Source organism: Streptomyces sp. NPDC006687, assembly GCF_040636215.1.
GTDB lineage: Bacteria > Actinomycetota > Actinomycetes > Streptomycetales > Streptomycetaceae > Streptomyces.
This window is the reverse complement of the sequence record NZ_JBEYJJ010000012.1, coordinates 20,668-44,429: the sequence shown is the minus strand read 5'-3', so window position 1 is coordinate 44,429 and position 23,762 is coordinate 20,668. Positions and strand designations below refer to the sequence as shown.

The 23,762-nt window shown below is 71.2% G+C and carries 22 protein-coding genes; 19 read left to right on the top strand and 3 right to left on the bottom strand.

Translation table 11 applies throughout. The features are described from left to right. The first annotated feature begins 3 nt into the window (after positions 1 to 3). The 3 genes from secF (at position 4) to ABZ716_RS16995 (ending at position 4,287) form a co-directional block, all read left to right on the top strand. Entirely contained in the window at positions 4 to 1,065 is a 1,062-nt protein-coding gene (gene secF / locus ABZ716_RS17005; protein WP_358812361.1) for a protein translocase subunit SecF, read from the top strand. Continuing rightward, the gene (locus ABZ716_RS17000) at positions 1,062 to 1,622 is read left to right on the top strand and encodes an adenine phosphoribosyltransferase (RefSeq protein WP_358812360.1); all 561 of its coding nucleotides are present in this window, start codon (positions 1,062 to 1,064) and stop codon (positions 1,620 to 1,622) included. The genes secF and ABZ716_RS17000 overlap by 4 nt, the downstream gene beginning before the upstream one ends. Positions 1,623 to 1,863: 241 nt before the next feature. Further along, positions 1,864 to 4,287 carry a bifunctional (p)ppGpp synthetase/guanosine-3',5'-bis(diphosphate) 3'-pyrophosphohydrolase gene (locus tag ABZ716_RS16995; protein WP_355970625.1) on the top strand — a complete coding sequence of 808 codons (2,424 nt, stop codon included), beginning with the start codon at positions 1,864 to 1,866 and terminating at the stop codon, positions 4,285 to 4,287. A 78-nt stretch (positions 4,288 to 4,365) separates the two neighbouring features. Here the strand turns inward: ABZ716_RS16995 and ABZ716_RS16990 are convergent, their stop codons facing one another. The 3 genes from ABZ716_RS16990 to ABZ716_RS16980 all read right to left on the bottom strand — a co-directional run bounded on the left by ABZ716_RS16990 (position 4,366) and on the right by ABZ716_RS16980 (position 8,050). Continuing rightward, a complete protein-coding gene (locus ABZ716_RS16990; protein ID WP_358812359.1) occupies positions 4,366 to 5,616 on the bottom strand; it encodes a hypothetical protein in 1,251 nt (416 codons plus the stop codon). Between the two features lie 235 nt (positions 5,617 to 5,851). Continuing rightward, complete coding sequence (locus ABZ716_RS16985; protein ID WP_358812358.1) at positions 5,852 to 7,081, bottom strand: DUF349 domain-containing protein; 1,230 nt, start codon at positions 7,079 to 7,081, stop codon at positions 5,852 to 5,854. Positions 7,082 to 7,267: 186 nt separating this feature from the next. Next, entirely contained in the window at positions 7,268 to 8,050 is a 783-nt protein-coding gene (locus tag ABZ716_RS16980) for a peptidylprolyl isomerase (RefSeq protein WP_358812357.1), read from the bottom strand. Positions 8,051 to 8,202: 152 nt separating this feature from the next. On the opposite strand from ABZ716_RS16980, the gene ABZ716_RS16975 reads away from it, so the two are divergent. From ABZ716_RS16975 to aroQ, 16 genes are all read left to right on the top strand, one after another. After that, positions 8,203 to 8,913 (top strand): MBL fold metallo-hydrolase, encoded by a 711-nt coding sequence (locus ABZ716_RS16975; protein WP_351885511.1) that lies wholly within the window; start codon positions 8,203 to 8,205, stop codon positions 8,911 to 8,913. Positions 8,914 to 8,923: 10 nt separating this feature from the next. After that, entirely contained in the window at positions 8,924 to 10,183 is a 1,260-nt protein-coding gene (gene hisS / locus ABZ716_RS16970) for a histidine--tRNA ligase (RefSeq protein ID WP_358812356.1), read from the top strand. 117 nt (positions 10,184 to 10,300) lie between these two features. Then, positions 10,301 to 10,909, top strand: coding sequence for a vitamin K epoxide reductase family protein (locus ABZ716_RS16965; RefSeq protein WP_358959724.1), 609 nt, complete (start codon positions 10,301 to 10,303; stop codon positions 10,907 to 10,909). A gap of 54 nt (positions 10,910 to 10,963) precedes the next feature. Then, a complete protein-coding gene (locus ABZ716_RS16960; RefSeq protein WP_358959722.1) occupies positions 10,964 to 12,313 on the top strand; it encodes a replication-associated recombination protein A in 1,350 nt (449 codons plus the stop codon). A 465-nt stretch (positions 12,314 to 12,778) separates the two neighbouring features. Next, the gene (gene rpsD, locus ABZ716_RS16955; RefSeq protein ID WP_351885499.1) at positions 12,779 to 13,390 is read left to right on the top strand and encodes a 30S ribosomal protein S4; all 612 of its coding nucleotides are present in this window, start codon (positions 12,779 to 12,781) and stop codon (positions 13,388 to 13,390) included. A 192-nt stretch (positions 13,391 to 13,582) separates the two neighbouring features. Beyond that, positions 13,583 to 14,011, top strand: coding sequence for a DUF948 domain-containing protein (locus tag ABZ716_RS16950; RefSeq protein ID WP_358959718.1), 429 nt, complete (start codon positions 13,583 to 13,585; stop codon positions 14,009 to 14,011). An 8-nt stretch (positions 14,012 to 14,019) separates the two neighbouring features. After that, complete coding sequence (locus ABZ716_RS16945) at positions 14,020 to 14,364, top strand: DUF6167 family protein (protein WP_358959716.1); 345 nt, start codon at positions 14,020 to 14,022, stop codon at positions 14,362 to 14,364. Next, positions 14,364 to 17,033 carry an alanine--tRNA ligase gene (gene alaS, locus ABZ716_RS16940; RefSeq protein ID WP_358812353.1) on the top strand — a complete coding sequence of 890 codons (2,670 nt, stop codon included), beginning with the start codon at positions 14,364 to 14,366 and terminating at the stop codon, positions 17,031 to 17,033. The genes ABZ716_RS16945 and alaS overlap by 1 nt, the downstream gene beginning before the upstream one ends. A 2-nt stretch (positions 17,034 to 17,035) precedes the next feature. Further along, positions 17,036 to 17,506, top strand: a complete 471-nt coding sequence (gene ruvX, locus ABZ716_RS16935; RefSeq protein ID WP_351885487.1) for a Holliday junction resolvase RuvX — start codon at positions 17,036 to 17,038, stop codon at positions 17,504 to 17,506. Positions 17,507 to 17,634: 128 nt separating this feature from the next. Continuing rightward, positions 17,635 to 19,347, top strand: a complete 1,713-nt coding sequence (gene mltG, locus ABZ716_RS16930; RefSeq protein ID WP_358959714.1) for an endolytic transglycosylase MltG — start codon at positions 17,635 to 17,637, stop codon at positions 19,345 to 19,347. A 6-nt stretch (positions 19,348 to 19,353) separates the two neighbouring features. Beyond that, positions 19,354 to 20,178: a shikimate dehydrogenase gene (locus ABZ716_RS16925; protein WP_358959712.1), complete on the top strand. Its 825-nt coding sequence runs from the start codon at positions 19,354 to 19,356 to the stop codon at positions 20,176 to 20,178. 37 nt (positions 20,179 to 20,215) lie between these two features. Next, positions 20,216 to 20,407, top strand: a complete 192-nt coding sequence (locus ABZ716_RS16920; RefSeq protein ID WP_351885479.1) for a hypothetical protein — start codon at positions 20,216 to 20,218, stop codon at positions 20,405 to 20,407. Positions 20,408 to 20,522: 115 nt separating this feature from the next. Further along, complete coding sequence (gene aroC, locus ABZ716_RS16915) at positions 20,523 to 21,707, top strand: chorismate synthase (protein ID WP_351885476.1); 1,185 nt, start codon at positions 20,523 to 20,525, stop codon at positions 21,705 to 21,707. Further along, positions 21,704 to 22,222 (top strand): shikimate kinase, encoded by a 519-nt coding sequence (locus ABZ716_RS16910; protein ID WP_351885473.1) that lies wholly within the window; start codon positions 21,704 to 21,706, stop codon positions 22,220 to 22,222. Before aroC ends, ABZ716_RS16910 begins: the two co-directional genes overlap by 4 nt. Next, positions 22,219 to 23,310: a 3-dehydroquinate synthase gene (gene aroB, locus ABZ716_RS16905; protein WP_358959709.1), complete on the top strand. Its 1,092-nt coding sequence runs from the start codon at positions 22,219 to 22,221 to the stop codon at positions 23,308 to 23,310. The genes ABZ716_RS16910 and aroB overlap by 4 nt, the downstream gene beginning before the upstream one ends. Further along, on the top strand, positions 23,307 to 23,747 hold the full coding sequence (gene aroQ / locus ABZ716_RS16900; protein WP_351885467.1) for a type II 3-dehydroquinate dehydratase: 441 nt from the start codon (positions 23,307 to 23,309) through the stop codon (positions 23,745 to 23,747). The genes aroB and aroQ overlap by 4 nt, the downstream gene beginning before the upstream one ends. Positions 23,748 to 23,762 lie beyond the last annotated feature (15 nt).

Sequence of the window (23,762 nt, the reverse complement as noted above, 5' to 3'; positions counted from 1 at the left end):
GAGATGTCGAAGCTGGGAGATCTCGGCGCCAAGCTGTACCGCGGTGAGGTCGGCTACGACTTCGTCGGCAAGCGCTTCGTCTGGTACGGCGTCTCCGTCCTGATCACCATCACGGCGATCGTGGCGCTGGCCGTCCAGGGCCTCAACATGGGCATCGAGTTCAAGGGCGGCGCCGTCTTCACCACCCCGAAGACGAGCGTGTCCCTGACGCAGGCGACCGCGGACGCGGAGAAGGCGTCCGGGCACGACGCGATCGTGCAGGAGCTCGGCACCGGCGGCCTGCGCATCCAGATCTCCGGTCTGGACACCGACTCCGCCGCCTCCGTCAAGAAGCAGCTCGGGACCGACCTCAAGGTCGACGCGGGCCAGATCAACGCGGACCTGGTCGGCCCGAGCTGGGGCGAGCAGATCGCGAACAAGGCGTGGACCGGCCTCGGGATCTTCATGGTCCTCGTGGTGATCTACCTCGCCATCGCCTTCGAGTGGCGGATGGCCGTCGCGGCCCTGGTCGCGCTGATCCACGACCTCACCATCACCGTCGGCGTGTACGCGCTCGTCGGCTTCGAGGTCACCCCGGGCACCGTGATCGGTCTGCTGACCATCCTCGGTTACTCCCTCTACGACACCGTCGTCGTCTTCGACGGTCTCAAGGAGGGCGCGAAGGACATCACCAAGCAGACCCGGTGGACCTTCAGCGACGTCGCCAACCGCAGCATCAACGGCACGCTGGTCCGCTCGATCAACACCACCGTCGTGGCGCTGCTGCCGGTCGCGGCCCTGCTGTTCATCGGCGGCGGCTTCCTCGGCGCGGGCATGCTCAACGACATCTCGCTGTCGCTGTTCGTCGGCCTCGCGGCCGGTGCGTACTCCTCGATCTTCATCGCCACCCCGCTGGTCGTGGACCTCAAGGAGCGCGAGCCGGCGATGAAGGCGCTCAAGAAGCGGGTGCTCGCCAAGCGGGCGGCCGCGGCCGCCAAGGGCGAGGAGCCCGAGGGCGACACCGGCACCGACGGGGACGACACCCCGCAGGCCGTGGCCGGCGGCCCGGGGAGGCGGCGCCGGTGACCGCGCTCTCCTCCTGCACCCCCGAGGTCCGCGAGCTGCTGCTCAGCCGGATCACGGACGTCCCGAACTACCCGAAGCCGGGCGTGATGTTCAAGGACATCACCCCGCTGCTCGCCGACCCGAAGGCGTTCGGCGCGCTGACCGGCACCCTGGTGGAGCTGGCCCGCCGCTACGGCGCGACGAAGATCGTCGGACTGGAGGCGCGCGGGTTCATCCTCGCCGCCCCGGTCGCCGTCCAGGCGGGCATCGGCTTCGTCCCCGTGCGCAAGGCCGGCAAGCTGCCCGGCGCCACCCTCTCCCAGGCGTACGAGCTGGAGTACGGGACGGCAGAGATCGAGGTCCACGCCGAGGACCTGTCGGCCGGTGACCGGGTCATGGTCATCGACGACGTCCTCGCCACCGGCGGCACCGCCGAAGCCTCGCTGGAGCTGATCCGGCGGGCCGGGGCCGAGGTCGCGGGCGTGGCGGTCCTGATGGAGCTCTCCTTCCTCCCCGGCCGCGAGAAGCTGTCCGGGGCCCTCGCGGGAGCCCCGCTGGACTCCCTGATCGTCGTCTGACCCTGCTCCACCCGAGCGGCGGGTTCCCGGGACCACCCGGGGGCCCGCCGTTTCGCATCGGGCGCGGCGGGACGGTGTGTCCGGCACTGAGCCGGGGTGGAACCGGGCTGGGGCCGGGTCTCGCGGGGCGGCCGGGGAGAACAGGGCGGCGGAACCCTCGCTACCATGGGTTATCCGGACCTGACCGGGGCCCCGGATCCTCCCCCGGAGTCCGCCCGGGGGGACCCCCAGAGGAGCGCTCTTGCCAGACGAGGTCCAGCCACTCCCCGCCGCGCAGCCCGACCCCCAGGCCGACCCGGCCGCGGCGGCCGCAGCCACGCCCTCGCCGGCCCCGCCGGTGCGGCCCCTCCCGGCCAAGCCGGCCGGGTCCTCCAACCGGGTGCGCGCCCGCCTGGCCCGCCTCGGCGTGCAGCGTTCCAACCCGTACAACCCGGTACTGGAACCCCTGCTCCGCATAGTCCGCAGCAACGACCCGAAGATCGAGACGGCCACCCTGCGCCAGATCGAGCAGGCGTACCAGGTCGCCGAGCGCTGGCACCGGGGCCAGAAGCGCAAGAGCGGTGACCCGTACATCACCCACCCGCTCGCGGTGACCACGATCCTCGCCGAGCTCGGCATGGACCCCGCCACCCTGATGGCGGGCCTCCTCCACGACACCGTCGAGGACACCGAGTACGGCCTCGACCAGCTGCGCCGCGACTTCGGCGACGCCGTGGCGCTCCTCGTCGACGGCGTCACCAAGCTCGACCGGGTCAAGTTCGGCGAGGCCGCCCAGGCCGAGACCGTCCGCAAGATGGTCGTCGCCATGGCCAAGGACCCCCGCGTCCTGGTGATCAAGCTCGCCGACCGCCTGCACAACATGCGCACCATGCGCTACCTCAAGCGGGAGAAGCAGGAGAAGAAGGCCCGCGAGACCCTTGAGATCTACGCGCCGCTGGCCCACCGCCTCGGCATGAACACCATCAAGTGGGAGCTGGAGGACCTCGCCTTCGCGATCCTCTACCCCAAGATGTACGACGAGATCGTCCGCCTCGTCGCCGAGCGGGCCCCCAAGCGCGACGAGTACCTGGCCATCGTCACCGACGAGGTCCAGACCGACCTGCGGGCGGCCCGGATCAAGGCCACCGTCACCGGCCGCCCCAAGCACTACTACAGCGTCTACCAGAAGATGATCGTCCGCGGCCGTGACTTCGCGGAGATCTACGACCTGGTGGGCATCCGTGTCCTCGTGGACACCGTCCGGGACTGCTACGCGGCCCTCGGCACCGTCCACGCGCGCTGGAACCCGGTCCCCGGCCGGTTCAAGGACTACATCGCGATGCCCAAGTTCAACATGTACCAGTCGCTCCACACGACGGTCATCGGACCCAACGGCAAGCCGGTCGAACTCCAGATCCGCACCTTCGACATGCACCGCCGCGCCGAGTACGGCATCGCCGCGCACTGGAAGTACAAGCAGCAGACCGTCGCCGGCACCTCCAAGGTCCGCACGGACGTCCCGCAGGCCGCCAAGGGCAGCGCCGGGCAGGACACCGTCAACGACATGGCCTGGCTGCGCCAGCTCCTGGACTGGCAGAAGGAGACGGAGGACCCGGGCGAGTTCCTCGACTCGCTGCGCTTCGACCTCTCCCGCAACGAGGTCTTCGTCTTCACCCCCAAGGGCGATGTCATCGCGCTGCCCGCCGGGGCCACCTCCGTGGACTTCGCGTACGCCGTCCACACCGAGGTCGGCCACCGCACCATCGGCGCCCGGGTCAACGGGCGGCTGGTCCCGCTGGAGTCCACCCTCGACAACGGCGACCTGGTCGAGGTGTTCACCTCCAAGGCCGAGGGGGCCGGCCCGTCCCGGGACTGGCTGGGCTTCGTCAAGTCCCCCAGGGCCCGCAACAAGATCCGCGCCTGGTTCTCCAAGGAGCGCCGGGACGAGGCCATCGAGCACGGCAAGGACGCCATCGCGCGGGCCATGCGCAAGCAGAACCTGCCGATCCAGCGGATCCTCACCGGCGACTCCCTCGTCACCCTCGCCCACGAGATGCGCTACCCCGACATCTCCTCCCTCTACGCGGCGATCGGCGAGGGCCACGTGGCCGCGCAGGGCGTCGTGCAGAAGCTGGTGCAGGCCCTCGGCGGCGAGGACGCCGCCAGCGAGGACCTCGAGGAGAGCGTCCCGCCCTCCCGGGCCCGCACCAAGCGGCGGGGCAACGCCGACCCGGGTGTGGTCGTCAAGGGCGTCGACGACGTCTGGGTCAAGCTGGCCCGCTGCTGCACCCCGGTACCGGGCGACCCGATCATCGGCTTCGTCACCCGCGGCAGTGGCGTATCGGTTCACCGCGCCGACTGCGTCAACGTCGACTCCCTCTCCCAGCAGCCCGAGCGGATGCTGGAGGTGGAGTGGGCGCCGACCCAGTCCTCCGTCTTCCTGGTCGCGATCCAGGTCGAGGCGCTGGACCGCTCGCGGCTGCTGTCGGACGTCACCCGGGTCCTGTCGGACCAGCACGTCAACATCCTCTCCGCAGCCGTGCAGACCTCGCGCGACCGGGTGGCCACCTCACGGTTCACCTTCGAGATGGGCGACCCCAAGCACCTGGGCCACGTCCTGAAGGCCGTCCGGGGTGTCGAGGGCGTCTACGACGTCTACCGCGTGACCTCGGCCCGCAGGCCGTAGCGGGTCCCCGAGCGATACGGCTGTGGGCGCCACCCCCTCGGGGGCGGCGCCCACAGCCGTACACCGGTCGCGGCCCGGTCAGGGGCAGCCCCACCAGACGAAGTTGAGGTTGCCGCCGAAGAGGGCGGAGACGGCCGTGGCCGAGCCGAGGATCCACAGCACCGTGCTCCGCCGGGCCCTGGCCAGCGCCAGCGCGAAGGGGAAGAGCAGCGGGAACGCCGGCATGATGAAGCGCATCTTCGAGAAGTAGAACCCCGCCCCGCCCAGCGCCACCAGCATGATCATGGCCGTGAAGATCCACACGACGATCGGGGGCCGGCGCCGGCGCGTCATCAGCACGAACAGCACCACGGCCGTGACCACCGTCAGCGAGACCACCACATGGTTGAGGGTGGTGTGCACCTCGGTGAAGGTCTGCCACAGCTGGCTGAGGGTGTCGAAACCGCCGTCGTAGACCGAACCCCAGCGGCGCTGGAGCTCGAAGTAGCCGTCCCAGCGCCCGAAGTGCCAGCCGACGTAGCCCACGTAACCGAACCAGCCCAGCGGGGCGATCAGCGAGGCGGCCACGATCCGCCCCACCGCGGGCCGCTGCGAGCGGCGCCGCCGGCGCCACTGCACGTACTCCCAGACCCCCGCCAGCACCACGGCGGCCACGATCGCCGAGCCCGAGGGGCGGGTTGCCCCCGCGAAGAAGGCCAGCACACCGGCCGTCAGCCAGGACTTGGTCATCACCGCGTACATCGCCCACACCGACAGGGCGAGGAACAGCGGCTCCGTGTACGCCATCGACTGGACCAGCGCCGCCGGTTCGAGCGCGAACAGCGCACAGGTGAACAGCGCGACGCGCCGGCCGTAGATCTTGTCGGTGACGGAGAAGATCCCCCACGCGGCGACCAGGGACGCCAGTATCGCCAGCCCGATCGCCACCCCGGTCATCGGCAGGTGCGTCAGGAGCGAGACGTACCGCACCAGCATCGGGTAGACCGGGAAGAACGCCATCTGGCAGCTCGGCCCCGCGAACGCGCACGGCGAGGGCGTCGTCATCGGGGTCGTCAGCCCGTACTGGGCGATGTGCACGTAGTAGACGGCGTCCCAGCGACCGCCCAGGATCTCCCACGGGCTCACGCCCTTGACCCCGGCCCAGACGGCCATGACGGCCAGTCCGGTCGCGCGCAGGGCGATGTGGACCAGCAGCGCCTTCCGGGCCCGCTTCAGGTTCGCCAGCACGCGCCGTCCGACACCACGCAGCCCGGAGTCCTGGCGGCCGGACAGCGGTTCGGCGACGAGGAGCGAGCCGGGGACATCAGCGGGTATCTGGGTGTACGTCACGTTCGATCCTGGTCGTCGCCCGGCAGAAGGCCGCCGCCGAAGCGGCACCGTACAACGGTACACAGGGGGAAGGTGCGGCCCCCGCGCAGCGGGTGGCGAAACCACGTAACGAATCGGACCCATCCGCGCCCCGAGCGAAGCCCGGCTCCGAACACCCTTGCACGACCGACGGGCACCACCGGAAACGACCGGTGGTGCCCGTCGACGGTGCCGTCCGCGGACGGCGGCCGGGGTGTCAGCCGCCGAACTCCTCCAGGCCCTTCAGCGCCTGGTCCAGCAGGGCCTGGCGGCCCTCCAGCTCCCGGGACAGCTTGTCGGCCTTGGCGTTGTTGCCGGCCGCGCGCGCCGCGTCGATCTCACCGCGCAGCTTGTCCACGGCCGCCTGGAGCTGACCCGTCAGACCGGCCGCACGGGCCCGCGCCTCCGGGTTCGTACGCCGCCACTCGCCCTCCTCGGCCTCCTGGATGGCCCGCTCCACGGCGTGCATCCGGCCCTCGACCTTGGGACGGGCGTCACGCGGGACGTGGCCGATGGCCTCCCAGCGCTCGTTGAGGGAGCGGAACGCGGCCCGGGCCGCCTTCAGGTCCGTCACCGGGACGAGCTTCTCGGCCTCCTCGGCCAGCTCCTCCTTCAGCTTGAGGTTCTCGACCTGCTCGGCGTCCCGCTCCGCGAAGACCTCGCCGCGCGCCGCGAAGAACACGTCCTGCGCACCACGGAAACGGTTCCACAGGTCGTCCTCGGCCTCGCGCTGCGCCCGGCCCGCCGCCTTCCAGGCGTCCATCAGCTCGCGGTAGCGGGCGGCCGTCGGACCCCAGTCCGTCGACTTCGACAGCGCCTCGGCCTCGGCGACCAGCTTCTCCTTGGCCTTGCGGGCCTCCTCGCGCTGGGCGTCCAGCGCGGCGAAGTGCGCCTTGCGGCGCTTGGAGAAGGCGGACCGGGCGTGCGAGAAGCGGTGCCACAGTTCGTCGTCCGACTTGCGGTCAAGCCGCGGCAGGCCCTTCCAGATGTCCACCAGCGCGCGCAGCCGCTCACCGGCGCTGCGCCACTGGTCGCTCTGGGCCAGCTCCTCGGCCTCGGCCACCAGGGCTTCCTTGGCCGTACGGGCCTCGTCCGCCTGCTTGGCCTTCTGGACCTTGCGCTCCTCGCGCCGCGAGTCCACCGTCGCCACCAGCTTGTCCAGCCGGACGCGCAGCGCGTCGAGGTCGCCGACGGCGTGGTGCTCGTCCACCTGGGTCCGCAGGTGGTCGATGGCCGTCTGGGCGTCCTTGGCGGACAGATCGGTGGTCCGCACCCGCCGTTCGAGGAGGCCGATCTCGACCACCAGGCCCTCGTACTTGCGCTCGAAGTAGGCCAGGGCCTCCTCGGGGCTGCCCGCCTGCCACGAACCGACGACCTGCTCGCCCTCGGAAGTACGCACGTACACGGTGCCGGTCTCGTCGACTCGGCCCCACGGGTCGCTGCTCACAGCGCCTCCTCCACCTGATGCCGCGCGGGGTCGTACCCCCCGGCATCGTCCACAGTTTCCTGGGGCGGGCAGCGCCCGCCCTGCACAACGCCAACATAGGCGACCGCCGGGCCGGCTGTCCGCATCCCGCACGACGCAATCTCCCCGCGCGGGCCGCGGTCCGGCCGGGACGGGGCCCCGGACCCGTCAGTTCTTGGTGACGGTGGCCTTGTCGATGGTCACGGGGGTCTTCGGAGCCCCGTCCTGGGCCCCGTCGGCGGTCCCCGCCTTGGCGACCTCCTCCAGCACCTTCAGCCCGGCCGCGTCGATCTTCCCGAAGGGGGTGTACGAGGGGGCGAGCGGGCTGTCCTTGTAGACGAGGAAGAACTGGCTGCCGCCCGTCCCGGGCTGGCCGGTGTTGGCCATCGCCACCGTGCCGGCCGGGTAGACCACCTGCCCCTGCTCGTTCGGCTTGCCCAGCGAGTCCAGGTTCTCGTCCGGGATCGTGTAGCCCGGGCCGCCCCGGCCGGTGCCCTCCGGGTCGCCGCACTGGAGCACGTAGATCCCCGAGGTCACCAGGCGGTGGCACTTGGTGTGGTCGAAGAAGTTCTTGTCCGCGAGCGACTTGAACGAGTTCACCGTCTGCGGGGTCTTCGAGGCGTCCATCTCGAACTTCACCTCGCCCGCGCTCGTCTTCAGGTCGAAGGTGTACGCCGCCTTGGTGTCGATCGCCATCGCGGGGGAGGGCGACTTCTTCGGCTCCGGCGCCGACGGGGAGGCCGAGGGCTCCGCCGCCGTGTCGTCCTTGTCCTTGGAGTCGAAGACACCGCCCGCGACCAGGCCGACCAGCACCGCGATCACCGCGGCCGAGGCCGCACCGATGATCGCCAGCCGCTGCCGCGACTTGCGGCGCGCCTCCGCGCGGCGCTTCTGCTGGCGCTCGTACTTCTCCCTGGCGAGCTGTCGCCGACGCTGTTCGCTCGTGACCACCGGGTCGTCTCCTTGTGCGTCTGTGGTACCGCTGTCCGGGCTCGGTTAGGCCGTACCGTATATGGGTTCGCTGTGTGATGAGGGGCGCCGGTAGGCTCTGAGCAGCAGATTCCGAACTGCAGCCGCCCGCCGGACGACGATTGAGGACGAACGTGCTGATTGCCGGGTTCCCCGCCGGGGCCTGGGGGACCAACTGCTATCTGGTCGCCCCCGCCGCGGGTGAGGAGTGCGTCATCATCGACCCGGGCCACCAGGCCGCCCAGGGTGTCGAAGAGACGCTGAGGAAGCACCGCCTCAAGCCCGTCGCGGTCGTCCTGACCCACGGCCACATCGACCACGTGGCCTCGGTGGTCCCGGTGTGCGGAGCGCACGACGTTCCCGCCTGGATCCACCCCGAGGACCGCTACATGATGAGCGACCCGGAGAAGGCCCTCGGCCGCTCCATCGGGATGCCGCTCATGGGAGAGCTGACCGTCGGCGAGCCGGACGACGTCCGCGAGCTGTCCGACGGCAGCGCCCTGAAGCTGGCCGGGATGGAGTTCTCGGTGGCGCACGCGCCCGGGCATACCAAGGGGTCGGTGACCTTCCGGATGCCCGAGCAGGCCGACGTCCCGCCGGTCTTCTTCTCGGGTGACCTGCTCTTCGCCGGCTCCATCGGACGCACCGACCTGCCCGGCGGCTCCCACGCCGAGATGCTCCAGTCGCTGGCCCGCGTGTGCCTGCCGCTGGAGGACTCGACGGTGGTGCTGTCCGGCCACGGTCCCCAGACCACCATCGGCCGTGAGCGCGCGACCAACCCGTACCTGCGGGAGGTCGCCGCCGGCCTGGGGGACGGCACCGCCGCCCCACGACGAGGAATGTGACGAGACTTTCGTGAGCACCTTCAAGGCCCCCAAGGGCACGTACGACCTGCTGCCGCCCCGCTCCGCGCGCTTCCTGGCGGTGCGCGAGGCGATCGCCGCACCCCTGAGGAACTCCGGCTACGGATACGTCGAGACCCCCGGCTTCGAGGACGTCAAGCTGTTCTCGCGCGGCGTCGGCGAATCCACCGACATCGTCAGCAAGGAGATGTACACCCTCACGACGAAGGGCGGCGACGAGCTCGCCCTGCGCCCCGAGGGCACCGCCTCCGTGCTGCGGGCGGCCCTCCAGGGCAGCCTGCACAAGCAGGGCAACCTGCCGGTCAAGCTCTGGTACTCCGGCTCGTACTACCGCTACGAGCGGGCCCAGGCGGGCCGCTACCGCCACTTCTCCCAGGTCGGCGCCGAGGCGATCGGTGCCGAGGACCCGGCGCTGGACGCCGAGCTGATCATCCTGGCCGACCAGGCGTACCGCTCGCTGGGCCTGCGCGACTTCCGGATCCTGCTGAACTCGCTCGGCGACAAGGAGTGCCGCCCGGTCTACCGCGAGGCGCTCCAGGGCTTCCTGCGCGGGCTCGACCTCGACGAGGAGACCCTGCGCCGGGCCGACATCAACCCGCTGCGCGTGCTCGACGACAAGCGTGCCGAGGTCCAGAAGCAGCTGACCGGTGCCCCGCTGCTGCGCGACTACCTGTGCGACGCGTGCAAGGCGTACCACGAGGAGGTCCGGGCGCTGATCACGGCCGCCGGGGTCGCCTTCGAGGACGACCCGAAGCTGGTGCGCGGCCTGGACTACTACACCCGCACCACCTTCGAGTTCGTCCACGACGGCCTGGGCTCGCAGTCCGCGGTCGGCGGCGGCGGCCGCTACGACGGCCTGTCCGAGATGATCGGCGGGCCCGCGCTGCCGTCGGTCGGCTGGGCGCTGGGCGTCGACCGGACCGTGCTCGCGCTGGAGGCCGAGGGCGTGGAGCTGGAGATCCCGGCGGCCACGTCGGTCTTCGCCGTCGCGCTGGGCGAGACCAAGCCGGCGGTGTTCGGCCTGGTGACCGAGTTGCGCAAGGCGGGCGTCGCGGCGGACATGTCGTACGGCGGCAAGGGCCTCAAGGGCGCCATGAAGGACGCCAACCGCAGCGGGGCGCGCTTCGCGGTGATCGCGGGCGACCGCGACCTCGCCGAGGGCGTGGTGCAGCTCAAGGACATGGAGTCCGGAGAGCAGACGGCCGTGCCGCTGGGGTCGCTGGTCGAGGCCGTGCGCGCGAAGCTCGCCTGACGCGCCGGGGCCGGACGGCGCGCCGCCGTCCGGCCCCGGACCGGCCGTACAACGACCGCCGGCGCATGTGGTTACTCTCCGGTCCCGGCCACAGGCCCGTGCGGCAGAATGCACCGCATGACGACGACCACAGGCGACAACACCACGCGGACGGTAGGAGGCAGCCGGGCGCTGGCCCTGCTGCTGGTCATCACCGGAGCGGCGGCCCTGGTCGCCGCCTGGGTGATCACCATCGACAAGTTCAAGCTGCTGGAGGACCCGAACTTCACCCCGGGATGCAGCCTGAACCCGGTCGTCTCCTGCGGCAACATCATGAAGAGCGACCAGGCGTCGGCCTTCGGCTTCCCGAACCCGATGATGGGGCTCGTCGCGTACGGCATCGTCGTCTGCGTGGGCATGAGCCTGCTCGCCGGGGCCCGCTTCCGCCCCTGGTACTGGCTGACCCTGAACGCCGGGATGCTCTTCGGCGTCGGGTTCTGCACCTGGCTGACGTACCAGTCGCTGTACAACATCAACTCGCTGTGCCTGTGGTGCTGCCTGGCCTGGGTCACCACGATCCTGATGTTCTGGTACGTCACCTCGCACAACGTCCGCCAGGGGCTGCTGCCCGCGCCCGGCTGGCTGCGCGGTTTCCTGGACGAGTTCACCTGGGTGCTGCCCGTCCTGCACATCGGGATCATCGGGATGCTGATCCTGACCCGCTGGTGGGACTTCTGGACCTCCTGAGCCCCCGCGCGGCCGGACGGCCGCTGTGTCAGTGGCCTCGCATAGGCTCTTGGTGTGGAACCTGACCTCTTCACCGCCGCCGCCGAGGACCGCCGGGAGAAGGACCCCGCCGCCGCCCCGCTCGCCGTCCGCATGCGCCCGCGCACCCTGGACGAGGTGGTCGGCCAGCAGCACCTGCTCAAGCCCGGCTCACCGCTGCGCCGGCTGGTGGGGGAGGGGGCCGGGGGGCCGGCCGGAGCCTCGTCCGTGATCCTCTGGGGGCCGCCGGGGACCGGAAAGACCACCCTGGCGTACGTGGTCAGCCAGGCCACGCAGAAGCGGTTCGTCGAACTGTCGGCGATCACGGCGGGGGTCAAGGAGGTCCGGGCCGTCATCGAGGGCGCCAAGCGCGCCGCCGGCGGCTACGGCAAGGAGACCGTCCTCTTCCTCGACGAGATCCACCGCTTCAGCAAGGCGCAGCAGGACTCCCTGCTGCCGGCCGTGGAGAACCGCTGGGTCACCCTGATCGCGGCGACCACGGAGAACCCGTACTTCTCGGTCATCTCCCCGCTGCTGTCGCGCTCGCTGCTGCTGACGCTGGAGCCGCTGACCGACGCCGACCTCAGCGCGCTGCTGCGGCGGGCCCTGGAGGAGGAGCGGGGGCTGGGCGGTGCGGTCTCGCTGGCCGCCGACGCCGAGGCGCATCTGCTGCGGATCGCGGGGGGAGACGCCCGCCGGGCGCTGACCGCGCTGGAGGCGGGGGCCGGTGCGGCGATCGCCAAGGGCGAGGAGGAGATCGGCCTCCGGACGCTGGAGGAGTCCGTCGACCGGGCGGCCGTCCGCTACGACCGGGACGGCGACCAGCACTACGACGTGGCGAGTGCGCTGATCAAGTCGATCCGCGGCTCGGATGTGGATGCCGCGCTGCACTACCTGGCCCGGATGATCGAGGCGGGCGAGGACCCCCGGTTCATCGCGCGGCGGCTGATGATCTCCGCGAGCGAGGACATCGGCCTGGCCGATCCCACCGCCCTGCCGCTGGCGGTGGCGGCGGCCCAGGCGGTGGCCATGATCGGCTTCCCGGAGGCGGCCCTGACCCTGTCGCACGTCACGATCGCGCTCGCGCTGGCCCCCAAGTCGAACACCGCCACCACCGCGATCGGAGCGGCGCTGGCCGACGTCCGGGCGGGCCTGGCCGGGACCGTGCCGGCGCACCTGCGCGACGGGCACTACAAGGGCGCGGCCAAGCTGGGACATGCCGTGGGCTACGTCTACCCGCACGACGTGCCCGGTGCCATCGCCGCCCAGCAGTACGCGCCGGACGAGATCCACGGCAAGCGCTACTACGAGCCGACGCGGTACGGGGCCGAGGCGCGCTACGCGGACGTGGTGGAGAAGGTCCGCGAGCGCCTGCGCGGAGCCTGAGCCCCCGTGCTCCGGGCCGGGCGCCGGCCCGTATACGATGGTCGCGGACACCGGCGCCGCGTCCGTGATCTCGGTCACGGCGGGGGACCGGCGTCCTGGACGTGAGCGGCTGCCCGGCAGCCAAGGGTTTCCGCGTCATACACGGAAATGCACGTCCCCGTCCGGGGTGGCGGCCGAGCTGCCGGCGCCCCTGTCCCGCACGCCCCCAGGTCATGAGCACCCGGAGGCATGGGGGATACTGAGGCGTTGGACTCTACGAGGGTTCGTACGCGTTCGGCTCCGGTGAGCTGCCGAGCGCCTTCCCTGGGACGCGGCTGACCTTGCTTACCGTCGTCGAAAGCGGATTCCGTTTCGTTGGAACCCGAACTCCGATGCGCTCTGGGCAGGGGGATCCCATGTGGTCGAGACATTACGTCCCGCTCGTTAAGGTAAGCCTCACCTAACTTACATGGAGGTAGGTTCCCCGTGAACCAGAAGCGACCCAAGGTCAAGAAGTCTCGCGCCCTCGGCATCGCCCTGACGCCGAAGGCCGTCAAGTACTTCGAGGCCCGCCCCTACCCGCCGGGCGAGCACGGCCGTGGCCGCAAGCAGAACTCGGACTACAAGGTCCGTCTGCTGGAGAAGCAGCGTCTGCGCGCGCAGTACGACATCTCCGAGCGCCAGATGGCCCGCGCGTACGACCGCGCGAAGAAGGCCGAGGGCAAGACGGGCGAGGCGCTGGTCGTCGAGCTCGAGCGTCGTCTGGACGCCCTGGTCCTGCGTGCCGGCATCGCCCGCACCATCTACCAGGCCCGCCAGATGGTCGTCCACGGCCACATCGAGGTCAACGGCGCCAAGGTCGACAAGCCGTCGTTCCGCGTGCGTCCCGACGACGTCATCACGGTGCGCGAGCGCAGCCGCGAGAAGCACCCCTTCCAGGTCGCCCGCGAGGGTGGCTACGCCGGTGAGGGTGAGACCCCGCGTTACCTGCAGGTCAACCTGAAGGCCCTGGCCTTCCGTCTCGACCGCGACCCGAACCGCAAGGAAATCCCGGTCATCTGCGACGAGCAGCTCGTCGTCGAGTACTACGCCCGCTGATCCAGCGGCCGTAGCCACTCACAGGCTGGTCCGGCCCGCCGTCCCCTCCGGGGGCGGCGGGCTTTGCCGTATCCCCGGCGCAGCCGCAGCACAATCCGGTACTGCGGCCGACCCCCGGCGCGATAGGGTCGGAGCAGACCCAACCAGCAGACTTAACCCGTCGGGTTTCCAGACTTCAGGAAGCGGTGCAACGTGTCCGGTGGAGAGGTGGCCGGGATCATCGTGGCCGTCTTCTGGGCCATCCTGGTCTCCTTCCTCGCAGTGGCGCTGGCCAGGCTCGCCCAGGTGCTCAAGGCCACTACCAAGCTCGTGGCCGAGGTCACCGAGCAGGCCGTCCCCCTGCTGGCGGACGCCTCGACGACCGTCCGCTCCGCGCGCACCCAGCTCGACCGGGTCGACGCCATCGCGAGCAACGTCCAGGAGGTCACCTCCAACGCCTCCGCGCTGTCCTCCACCGTCGCCTCCACCTTCGGCGGCCCGCTCGTCAAGGTCGCGGCCTTCGGCTACGGGGTGCGCAAGGCCCTGGGCAGGACCGAAGCGGGACCCGAGCGGACCCCCCGGCGCACCGTGATCGTCGGCCGTACGGTGCCGGCGCCCCGGCGCCGCAAGCAGAAGGGCTGAGACCTCCGATGTTCCGCCGAGCCTTCTGGTTCACCGCCGGCGCCGCCGCCGGCGTCTGGGCCACCACCAAGGTCAACCGCCAGCTGAAGAAGCTGACGCCGGAGAGCCTCGCGGCCCAGGCGGCCGACAGGGCCGTCGAGGCGGGCCACCGCCTCAAGGACTTCGCCCTCGACGTCAAGGCGGGAATGACGCAGCGCGAGGACGAGCTGAACGACGCACTGGGCCTGACCCAGGACCCCGACCGGCCCGACAACGTCACCGCCCTCCCCGGGCCGCGGCGGCTGCGGGCCATCGGACCCGACAGCACCACCCACCGATCGAACTTCTCGTACAACCGGAATGAGGACCACTGATGGAGTCGGCTGAAATCCGCCGCCGCTGGCTGAGCTTCTTCGAGGAGCGCGGTCACACCGTTGTCCCTTCGGCGTCGCTCATCGCCGACGACCCGACTCTGCTGCTGGTCAACGCGGGTATGGTCCCCTTCAAGCCGTACTTCCTCGGCGAGACCAAGCCCCCGGCTCCGCGGGCCACCAGCGTGCAGAAGTGCGTCCGTACCCCGGACATCGAAGAGGTCGGCAAGACCACGCGCCACGGCACGTTCTTCCAGATGTGCGGCAACTTCTCCTTCGGGGACTACTTCAAGGAAGGCGCCATCAAGTACGCCTGGGAGCTGCTCACCAGCTCCGTGGCGGACGGCGGCTTCGGCCTGGAGCCCGAGAAGCTCTGGATCACCGTCTACCTCGACGACGACGAGGCCGAGACGATCTGGCGCGAGGTGATCGGCGTCCCGGCCGAGCGGATCCAGCGCCTGGGCAAGAAGGACAACTTCTGGTCCATGGGCGTTCCCGGCCCCTGCGGCCCCTGCTCCGAGATCAACTACGACCGCGGCCCCGAGTTCGGCGTCGAGGGCGGCCCCGCCGTCAACGACGAGCGGTACGTGGAGATCTGGAACCTGGTCTTCATGCAGTACGAGCGCGGCGCCGGCGAGGGCAAGGAGGACTTCCCGATCCTCGGCGACCTGCCCTCCAAGAACATCGACACCGGTCTCGGCCTCGAACGCCTGGCGATGATCCTCCAGGGCGTCCAGAACATGTACGAGACCGACACCCTGCGCGTGGTCATGGACAAGGCCACCGAGCTGACCGGCGTGCGCTACGGCGCCGCCAAGGACAGCGACGTGTCGATGCGCGTGGTCGCCGACCACATCCGCACCTCCGTCATGCTCATCGGCGACGGCGTCACTCCCGGCAACGAGGGCCGCGGCTATGTGCTGCGCCGCATCATGCGCCGCGCCATCCGCAACATGCGCCTCATGGGCGCCACGGGTCCCGTCGTCCAGGACCTGGTCGACGTCGTGATCAACACGATGGGCCAGCAGTACCCGGAGCTCGTCACCGACCGCAAGCGCATCGAGACCGTCGCGCTCGCCGAAGAGGCCGCCTTCCTCAAGGCCCTCAAGGGCGGCACGAACATCCTCGACACCGCCGTGACCGAGACCAAGGCCGCCGGCGGCACGGTCCTCTCCGGCGACAAGGCGTTCCTGCTCCACGACACCTGGGGCTTCCCGATCGACCTCACCCTGGAGATGGCCGCCGAGCAGGGCCTGTCCGTGGACGAGTCCGGCTTCCGCCGCCTGATGCAGGAGCAGCGCGACCGGGCCAAGGCCGACGCCAAGGCCAAGAAGACCGGCCACGCCGACGTCTCCGCCTACCGCGAGATCGCCGACGGCTCCGGCGCCACCGAGTTCACCGGCTACGCCACCAACCAGGGCGAGGCCACCATCGTGGGCCTCCTGGTCAACGGCGTCTCCGCGCCCGCCGCCTCCGAGGGCGACGAGGTCGAGGTCGTCCTCGACCGCACCCCCTTCTACGCCGAGGGCGGCGGCCAGCTCGCCGACCAGGGCCGCATCAAGCTCGACACCGGCGCCGTCATCGTCGTCCGCGACGTGCAGCAGCCCGTCCCGGGCGTCTCCGTCCACAAGGGCTCCGTCCAGGTCGGCGAGGTCACCGTCGGCGCTTCCGCGTTCGCCGCCATCGACGTCACGCGCCGCCGGGCCATCGCCCGCGCCCACTCGGCCACCCACCTGACCCACCAGGCGCTGCGCGACGCCCTCGGCCCGACGGCCGCCCAGGCCGGCTCCGAGAACAGCCCCGGCCGCTTCCGCTTCGACTTCGGCTCGCCGAACGCCGTCCCCGGTACGGTGCTCACCGACGTGGAGCAGAAGATCAACGACGTGCTCTCCCGCGAGCTCGACGTCACCGCCGAGATCATGAGCATCGACGAGGCGAAGAAGCAGGGCGCCATCGCCGAGTTCGGCGAGAAGTACGGCGAGCGGGTCCGCGTCGTGACCATCGGCGACTTCTCCAAGGAGCTCTGCGGCGGCACGCACGTCGGCAACACCGCCCAGCTGGGTCTGGTGAAGCTGCTCGGCGAGTCCTCCATCGGCTCCGGCGTGCGCCGCGTCGAGGCCCTGGTCGGCGTGGACGCGTACAACTTCCTCGCCAAGGAGCACACGGTCGTCGCCCAGCTCCAGGAGCTGGTCAAGGGCCGCCCGGAGGAGCTGCCGGAGAAGATCGCCTCCATGCTCGGCAAGCTGAAGGACGCCGAGAAGGAGATCGAGAAGTTCCGCGCGGAGAAGGTCCTCCAGGCCGCCGCCGGTCTCGCCGCCGGCGCCCAGGACATCCGCGGCGTCGCCCTCGTCGTCGGCCAGGTGCCGGACGGCACGGGCGCCGACGACCTGCGCAAGCTGGTCCTCGACGTCCGCGGCCGCATCCCGGGCGACCGCCCGGCCGTCGTCGCGCTGTTCACCGTGGCGAACGACCGCCCGCTGACCGTGATCGCCACCAACGAGGCGGCCCGCGAGCGCGGCCTCAAGGCCGGCGACCTCGTCCGTACCGCCGCCAAGACCCTCGGCGGCGGCGGTGGCGGCAAGCCGGACGTGGCCCAGGGCGGCGGCCAGAACCCGGCCGCCGTGCCCGAGGCCATCGCCGCGGTCGAGCGTCTCGTCGTCGAGACGGCCTGACGATGAGCCTGCGCCGCGGCCGCCGCCTGGCCGTCGATGTCGGAGACGCCCGGATCGGGGTCGCCTCCTGCGACCCCGACGGGGTGCTCGCCACGCCGGTGGAGACCGTGCCGGGACGTGACGTCCCGGCCGCCCACCGGCGGCTGCGGCAGCTCGTCGCCGAGTACGAGCCCCTCGAAGTCGTCGTCGGCCTCCCCCGCTCGCTCAGCGGGCGGGAGGGGCCGGCCGCGGCCAAGGTGCGTGCCTTCGCGAACGAACTGGCCAAGGGGATCAAGCCGGTGACGGTCCGCCTGGTGGACGAGCGGATGACCACGGTCACCGCCGCGCAGGGCCTGCGGGCTTCCGGGAGGAACGCGAAGAAGGGCAGGTCGGTCATCGACCAGGCTGCCGCTGTGATCATCCTTCAGAACGCTCTTGAGACCGAACGGGTATCAGGTAATCCGCCTGGTGAGTGCGTCGAAGTGGTTGTCTGATCGCGGTACGGTAACGTTCCGCGCGATGAGACGGCATTCGAACAGCCGTCGCCCACCACTCAAGAGGCGGAACCGGGTGCCGCGGCCGTAACGAGCCGAGGACCACGTCTCGCGGCTCTAGGGGACCGATGACTGACTATGGCCGGGGCCACGGCTCCGAACCGTGGAACCCCCAGGACCCCCTCTACGGGGACCAGGGGTGGACCGCGCACCAGACGCAGCAGGGGCAGGTTCCCTACGGCGGTGACCCGCAGCAGTACCAGCACCCCCTGGAGCCGCAGCACCAGGACCAGCAGTACCAGGACCCGCAGTTCCAGCAGGTCCCGTACCAGCAGGAGTACGCCCCGCAGTACGCGGAGCAGCCGCAGTACGCCGAGCAGCAGGCGTACGCCCACGCCCAGGCCCCTCAGCAGCTCCAGCAGCAGCCCTCGTACGAGGGCCAGGGCCAGGCGTGGGACGGCGCCCACGAGCAGCAGTACATGGCCGCCGTCCAGACCGACCCCTACGCGGGCGCCGACCCCTACGCCCCCCAGTCCGCCGCCTTCCCCGGCGAGGCCCCCGACCTGTACGCGACGCCGGACGCCTACCCGCCGCCGGCGCCCCCGAACCAGCGCCACCTCGAACCGGAACCGGCCGAGGAGGAGCCTGAGGAGGCGGCCCTGCCCGTGGGCGGCGCGGACGACGACGCCGACGAGCCGGCGGCCGCCGGCCGCCGTGCGGGCCGCGGCCGGGGCGGCAAGAAGAAGCAGAAGAAGCGCAGCGGCGCGGCCTGCCTGGTCGCCGCCGTGGTCATCGTCGGCATCGTCGGCGGGGGCGGCTACTACGGCTACGGCTATCTGAAGGACCGGTTCGGCGCCACCGAGGACTTCGCGGGCGAGGGCACGGACGAGACCGTCGACGTCGAGATCCCCAAGAACGCGGGCCTCGGCCAGATGGGCCGCATCCTGAAGGAAGCCGGCGTGGTCGCCAGCGCCCAGGCGTTCGTCGACGCCGCGAACGCCAACCCCAAGGGCAAGCAGATCCAGCCCGGCATCTACCCGCTGAAGAAGAAGATGTCGGGTACGGCCGCGGTCGCGCTGATGATCGACCCCAGCAAGCTGGCCGTCATCACGGTGCCCGAGGGCATGCGCAACTCGGACGTCTACAAGGCCATCGACCGCAAGCTCGGCAAACCCGAGGGCACCACCCGGGAGATCGCCCAGCGCGAGTCGAAGAACCTGGGCCTGCCGGCCTGGGCGGCGAGCAACCCGAAGGTCATGGACCCGCTGGAAGGGTTCCTGTACCCGATGCGGTACGACCTCAAGAAGGACAGCACGCCCGAGTCCCTGCTCAAGCAGATGGTCAAGAACGCCTCCGACAAGTACGCGGAGCTGGGCGTCGAGGCCAAGGCCAAGGAACTCAACCTGGAGAACCCGCTCCAGGTCATCACCGTCGCGAGCCTCGTCAACGCCGAGGGCAAGAACCACGACGACTTCCGCAAGATGGCCGAGGTGGTCTACAACCGCCTCAAGAAGACCAACGACGTCACGAACCAGAAGCTCCAGTTCGACTCGACGTACAACTACGTCAAGAACCAGAGCGAGATCAACTTCAACCTGAAGGAAGCCCAGGCGTTCGACCACCCGTACAACACGCACTTCGTCAAGGGCCTCCCGCCCGGCCCGATCAACAACCCGGGCCTGGACGCGCTGACCGCTACGCTCAACCCCGATCACGGCGGCTGGATGTTCTTCGTGTCGGTCGACGGCAACAAGACGACCTTCACGAAGACCTACGACGAGCACCTCAAGCTCGTCGCGGAGTTCCAGGAGCGTCAGGCGCAGAAGAAGAACGGCGGGTAGCAGGACATGTCACGGACACGGGCCGCGGTGCTGGGTTCTCCCATCGAGCACTCCCTCTCACCGGTACTGCACCGGGCGGCCTACCGGGAGCTCGGCCTCGGTGACTGGACCTACGACCGGTTCCGGATCGACGAGGCCGCGCTGCCCGGGTTCGTGGCCGGACTCGGCCCCGAGTGGGCCGGGTTCTCCCTGACGATGCCGCTCAAGCGGGCGGTCATCCCGCTGCTGGACGAGATCAGCGACGCCGCCGCCTCCGTCGAGGCGGTCAACACCCTGGTCCTCACTGAGGACGGCCGCCGCGTCGGTGACAACACCGACATCCCCGGCATGGTGGCCGCCCTGCACGAGCGCGGGGTCGAGAAGGTGCCCGCCGCGGCCGTCCTGGGGGCCGGGGCCACCGCCTCCTCCGCGCTGGCGGCGCTCGGGCGGATCTGTACCGGCGAGATCACCGCGTACGTCCGCTCGGCGGCCCGGGCCGAGGAGATGCGCGGCTGGGGCGAGCGGCTCGGGGTGGAGGTCCGTACCGCCGACTGGTCGCGGGCCGCCGAGGCCCTGACGGCCCCGCTGGTCATCGCCACCACCCCGGCGGGAGCCACCGACGCCCTGGCCGGCGCCGTCCCGGACGCGCCGGGCGCCCTCTTCGACGTCCTGTACGACCCCTGGCCCACCCCCCTGGCCGCCGCCTGGACCGGGCGCGGCGGCACCCTCCTCGGCGGCCTCGACCTGCTGGTGCACCAGGCCGTGCTCCAGGTGGAGCAGATGACCGGCCGCACCCCGGGCCCCCTGGCGGCCATGCGGGCCGCCGGAGAACGGGCCATCGCCGCGCGTTAGGCTTCCCACCTGCTGTGATACGGGGTGAGGGGGACGTGTGGACGGGTTCGGACCGGGTCAGACGCTGGCGTCGAAGTGGGACGCGGCGTACGGGGTCGTGGTGTTCGTGCGGGTGCTGCTCGGCAGTCTGCCCGGCTGGATGAAGTGGATCATCGGGTCGCTGCTGGCCGTGGTGGCCCTCTACGAGGGCTACCGGTGGTGGCGCCGGCGTGAGACGGCCGTCCGATAGCTGGACCGGATCACGGGGGGACCCCCGGGACGTGGGAGGATTCGGGTACCGGCGGTACCGGGCCCGCGCACCCGGCCCGTCGTGGCAGTGCCCGGCGCGAGCATGAGGAGCATCGTTGAGCAGGTTGCGTTGGCTGACCGCAGGAGAGTCGCACGGACCGGCCCTGGTCGCGACGCTGGAGGGCCTTCCCGCCGGCGTCCCGGTCACCACCGAGCTGGTGGCCGACCACCTGGCCCGGCGCCGCCTCGGCTATGGACGCGGTGCCCGGATGAAGTTCGAGCAGGACGAGATCACCTTCCTCGGCGGCGTCCGCCACGGCCTGTCCCTGGGCTCCCCCGTCGCCGTCATGGTCGGCAACACCGAGTGGCCCAAGTGGGAGACGGTCATGTCGGCCGATCCCGTCGACCCCTCGCTGCTCAAGGACACCGGCCGCAACGCGCCGCTCACCCGGCCGCGTCCCGGCCACGCCGACCTCGCCGGGATGCAGAAGTACGGCTTCGACGAGGCCCGCCCGATCCTGGAGCGCGCCAGCGCCCGTGAGACGGCCGCCCGCGTGGCCCTCGGCGCCATCGCCCGGTCCTTCATCAAGGAGACCGCCGGCATCGAGATCGTCTCCCACGTGGTGGAACTGGCCTCGGCCAAGGCCCCCTACGGCGTCTACCCCACCCCCGCCGACGTCGAGAAGCTCGACGCCGACCCGGTGCGCTGCCTCGACGCCGACGCGTCGAAGGCGATGGTCGCGGAGATCGACCAGGCCCACAAGGACGGCGACACCCTCGGCGGCGTCGTCGAGGTCCTCGCCTACGGCGTGCCCGTCGGCCTCGGCTCCCACGTCCACTGGGACCGCCGTCTCGACGCCCGCCTCGCCGGCGCCCTCATGGGCATCCAGGCCATCAAGGGCGTCGAGGTCGGCGACGGCTTCGAGCTGGCCCGCGTGCCCGGCTCCAAGGCCCACGACGAGATCGTCTCCACCCCCGAGGGCATCAAGCGCACCACCGGCCGCTCCGGCGGCACCGAGGGCGGCCTGACCACCGGTGAGCTGCTGCGCGTCCGCGCCGCCATGAAGCCCATCGCGACCGTGCCGCGCGCCCTGGCCACCGTCGACGTGGCCACCGGTGAGGCGACGGTGGCCCACCACCAGCGCTCCGACGTCTGCGCGGTGCCCGCCGCGGGCATCGTCGCCGAGGCCATGGTCGCGCTCGTCCTGGCCGACGCGGTCGTGGAGAAGTTCGGCGGAGACTCCGTCACCGAGACCCGCCGCAACGTGCGGTCCTACCTCGACAACCTGCAGATCCGGTGACGGGCGGACCGCTCGTCGTCCTCGTCGGCCCCATGGGGTCCGGCAAGTCCACGGTGGGGGCGCTGCTCGCCGAGCGGCTCGGCGTCGCCTACCGGGACACGGACGCGGACATCGTCGCGGCGCAGGGCCGCGAGATCTCCGACATCTTCATCGACGAGGGCGAGCCCCACTTCCGTGAGCTGGAGCGGCAGGCGGTCGCCGCCGCCGTCGCCGGGCACACCGGGGTCCTCGCCCTCGGCGGCGGCGCCGTCCTCGACCCGGACACCCGCGCCCTGCTGGCCGGGCTGCCCGTCGCCTACCTGTCGATGGACGTCGAGGAGGCCGTCCGCCGCGTCGGTCTCGGCGCGGCCCGCCCGCTGCTGGCCGTCAACCCGCGCCGGCAGTGGCGCGAGCTGATGGAGGCCCGGCGGCACCTGTACACCGAAGTCGCGCGCGTCGTGGTGGCCACGGACGAGCGCACCCCCGAAGAGGTCGCCCAGGCGGTCCTCGACGCTCTGGAGTTGAAGGACGTATGACAGACCAGGTGACGCGCATTCAGGTCGGCGCTACCGCCGGACACGAGGCGTACGACGTGCTGGTCGGCCGGCAGCTGCTCGGCGAGCTGGGCGGCCTCATCGGCGGCAAGGCCCAGCGGGTGGCCGTGATCCACCCCGAGGCCCTCGCCGAGACCGGCGAGGCGCTGCGCGCGGACCTCGCCGAGCAGGGCTACGAGGCCGTCGCCATCCAGGTGCCCAACGCCGAGGAGGCCAAGACCGTCGAGGTGGCGGCCTACTGCTGGAAGGCGCTCGGCCAGTCCGGCTTCACCCGCACCGACGTGATCGTCGGCGTGGGCGGCGGCGCCACCACCGACCTGGCGGGCTTCGTCGCGGCCACCTGGCTGCGCGGGGTGCGCTGGATCGCGGTCCCGACCACCGTCCTGGCGATGGTGGACGCGGCCGTCGGCGGCAAGACCGGCATCAACACCGCCGAGGGCAAGAACCTCGTCGGGGCCTTCCACCCGCCGGCCGGTGTGCTGTGCGACCTGGCGGCGCTGGAGTCGCTGGGCGTCCACGACTACGTCAGCGGTCTCGCCGAGATCATCAAGGCCGGTTTCATCGCCGACCCGGCGATCCTCGACCTGATCGAGGAGGACCCGGCGGCGGCCCGTACCCCCGCCGGACCGCACACGGCCGAGCTGATCGTCCGCTCGATCCGCGTCAAGGCCGAGGTGGTCTCCAGCGACCTCAAGGAGTCGGGCCTGCGGGAGATCCTCAACTACGGGCACACCCTCGCGCACGCCATCGAGAAGAACGAGCGCTACAAGTGGCGCCACGGCGCCGCCGTCTCCGTGGGCATGGTCTTCGCCGCCGAGCTGGGCCGCCTCGCCGGGCGCCTGGACGACGCCACCGCCGACCGGCACAAGGAGATCCTCGCCTCCGTCGGCCTGCCGCTGACCTACCGCGGCGACCAGTGGCCCAAGCTGCTCCAGACCATGCAGGTCGACAAGAAGTCCCGCGGCAACCTGCTGCGCTTCATCGTCCTCGACGGCCTGGCCAAGCCCACCGTCCTGGAGGGCCCCGACCCGGCCCACCTGATCGCCGCCTACGGCGAGGTGTCGGCGTGAGCCGCCGCGTCCTGGTGCTGAACGGCCCGAACCTGGGCCGGCTCGGCTCCCGCGAGCCCGACGTCTACGGGGCCACCTCGTACGCCGGCCTGGTCGAGAGCTGCCGCACCCTGGGCGCGGAACTCGGCTTCGACGTCGAGGTCCGCGAGACCAACGACGAGGGCGAGCTCGTCCGCTGGCTGCACGAGGCGGCGGACGGGAAGCTCCCGGTCGTGATCAACCCGGGCGCCTTCACGCACTACTCGTACGCCATGCGCGACGCGGCCGCCCAGCGCACCGCGCCGCTGATCGAGGTGCACATCTCCAACCCCTACGCCCGGGAGGAGTTCCGGCACACCTCGGTCATCGCGGCCGTGGCGACCGGTACCGTGGCGGGCTTCGGACTGGGCTCCTACCGGCTGGCGCTGCGCGCGCTGGCAGAAGAGGTCACGGGCTGAGATAACGTTCTCGCA

Excerpts from the sequence above, each read along its gene's own strand:
- secF (WP_358812361.1), top strand. The coding sequence starts at position 4 with ATGTCGAAGCTGGGAGATCTCGGCGCCAAGCTGTACCGCGGTGAGGTC.
- ABZ716_RS16965 (WP_358959724.1), top strand. The coding sequence starts at position 10,301 with ATGACGACGACCACAGGCGACAACACCACGCGGACGGTAGGAGGCAGC.
- ABZ716_RS16945 (WP_358959716.1), top strand. The coding sequence starts at position 14,020 with ATGTTCCGCCGAGCCTTCTGGTTCACCGCCGGCGCCGCCGCCGGCGTC.
- alaS (WP_358812353.1), top strand. The coding sequence starts at position 14,364 with ATGGAGTCGGCTGAAATCCGCCGCCGCTGGCTGAGCTTCTTCGAGGAG.
- ruvX (WP_351885487.1), top strand. The coding sequence starts at position 17,036 with ATGAGCCTGCGCCGCGGCCGCCGCCTGGCCGTCGATGTCGGAGACGCC.
- mltG (WP_358959714.1), top strand. The coding sequence starts at position 17,635 with ATGACTGACTATGGCCGGGGCCACGGCTCCGAACCGTGGAACCCCCAG.
- ABZ716_RS16925 (WP_358959712.1), top strand. The coding sequence starts at position 19,354 with ATGTCACGGACACGGGCCGCGGTGCTGGGTTCTCCCATCGAGCACTCC.
- aroB (WP_358959709.1), top strand. The coding sequence starts at position 22,219 with ATGACAGACCAGGTGACGCGCATTCAGGTCGGCGCTACCGCCGGACAC.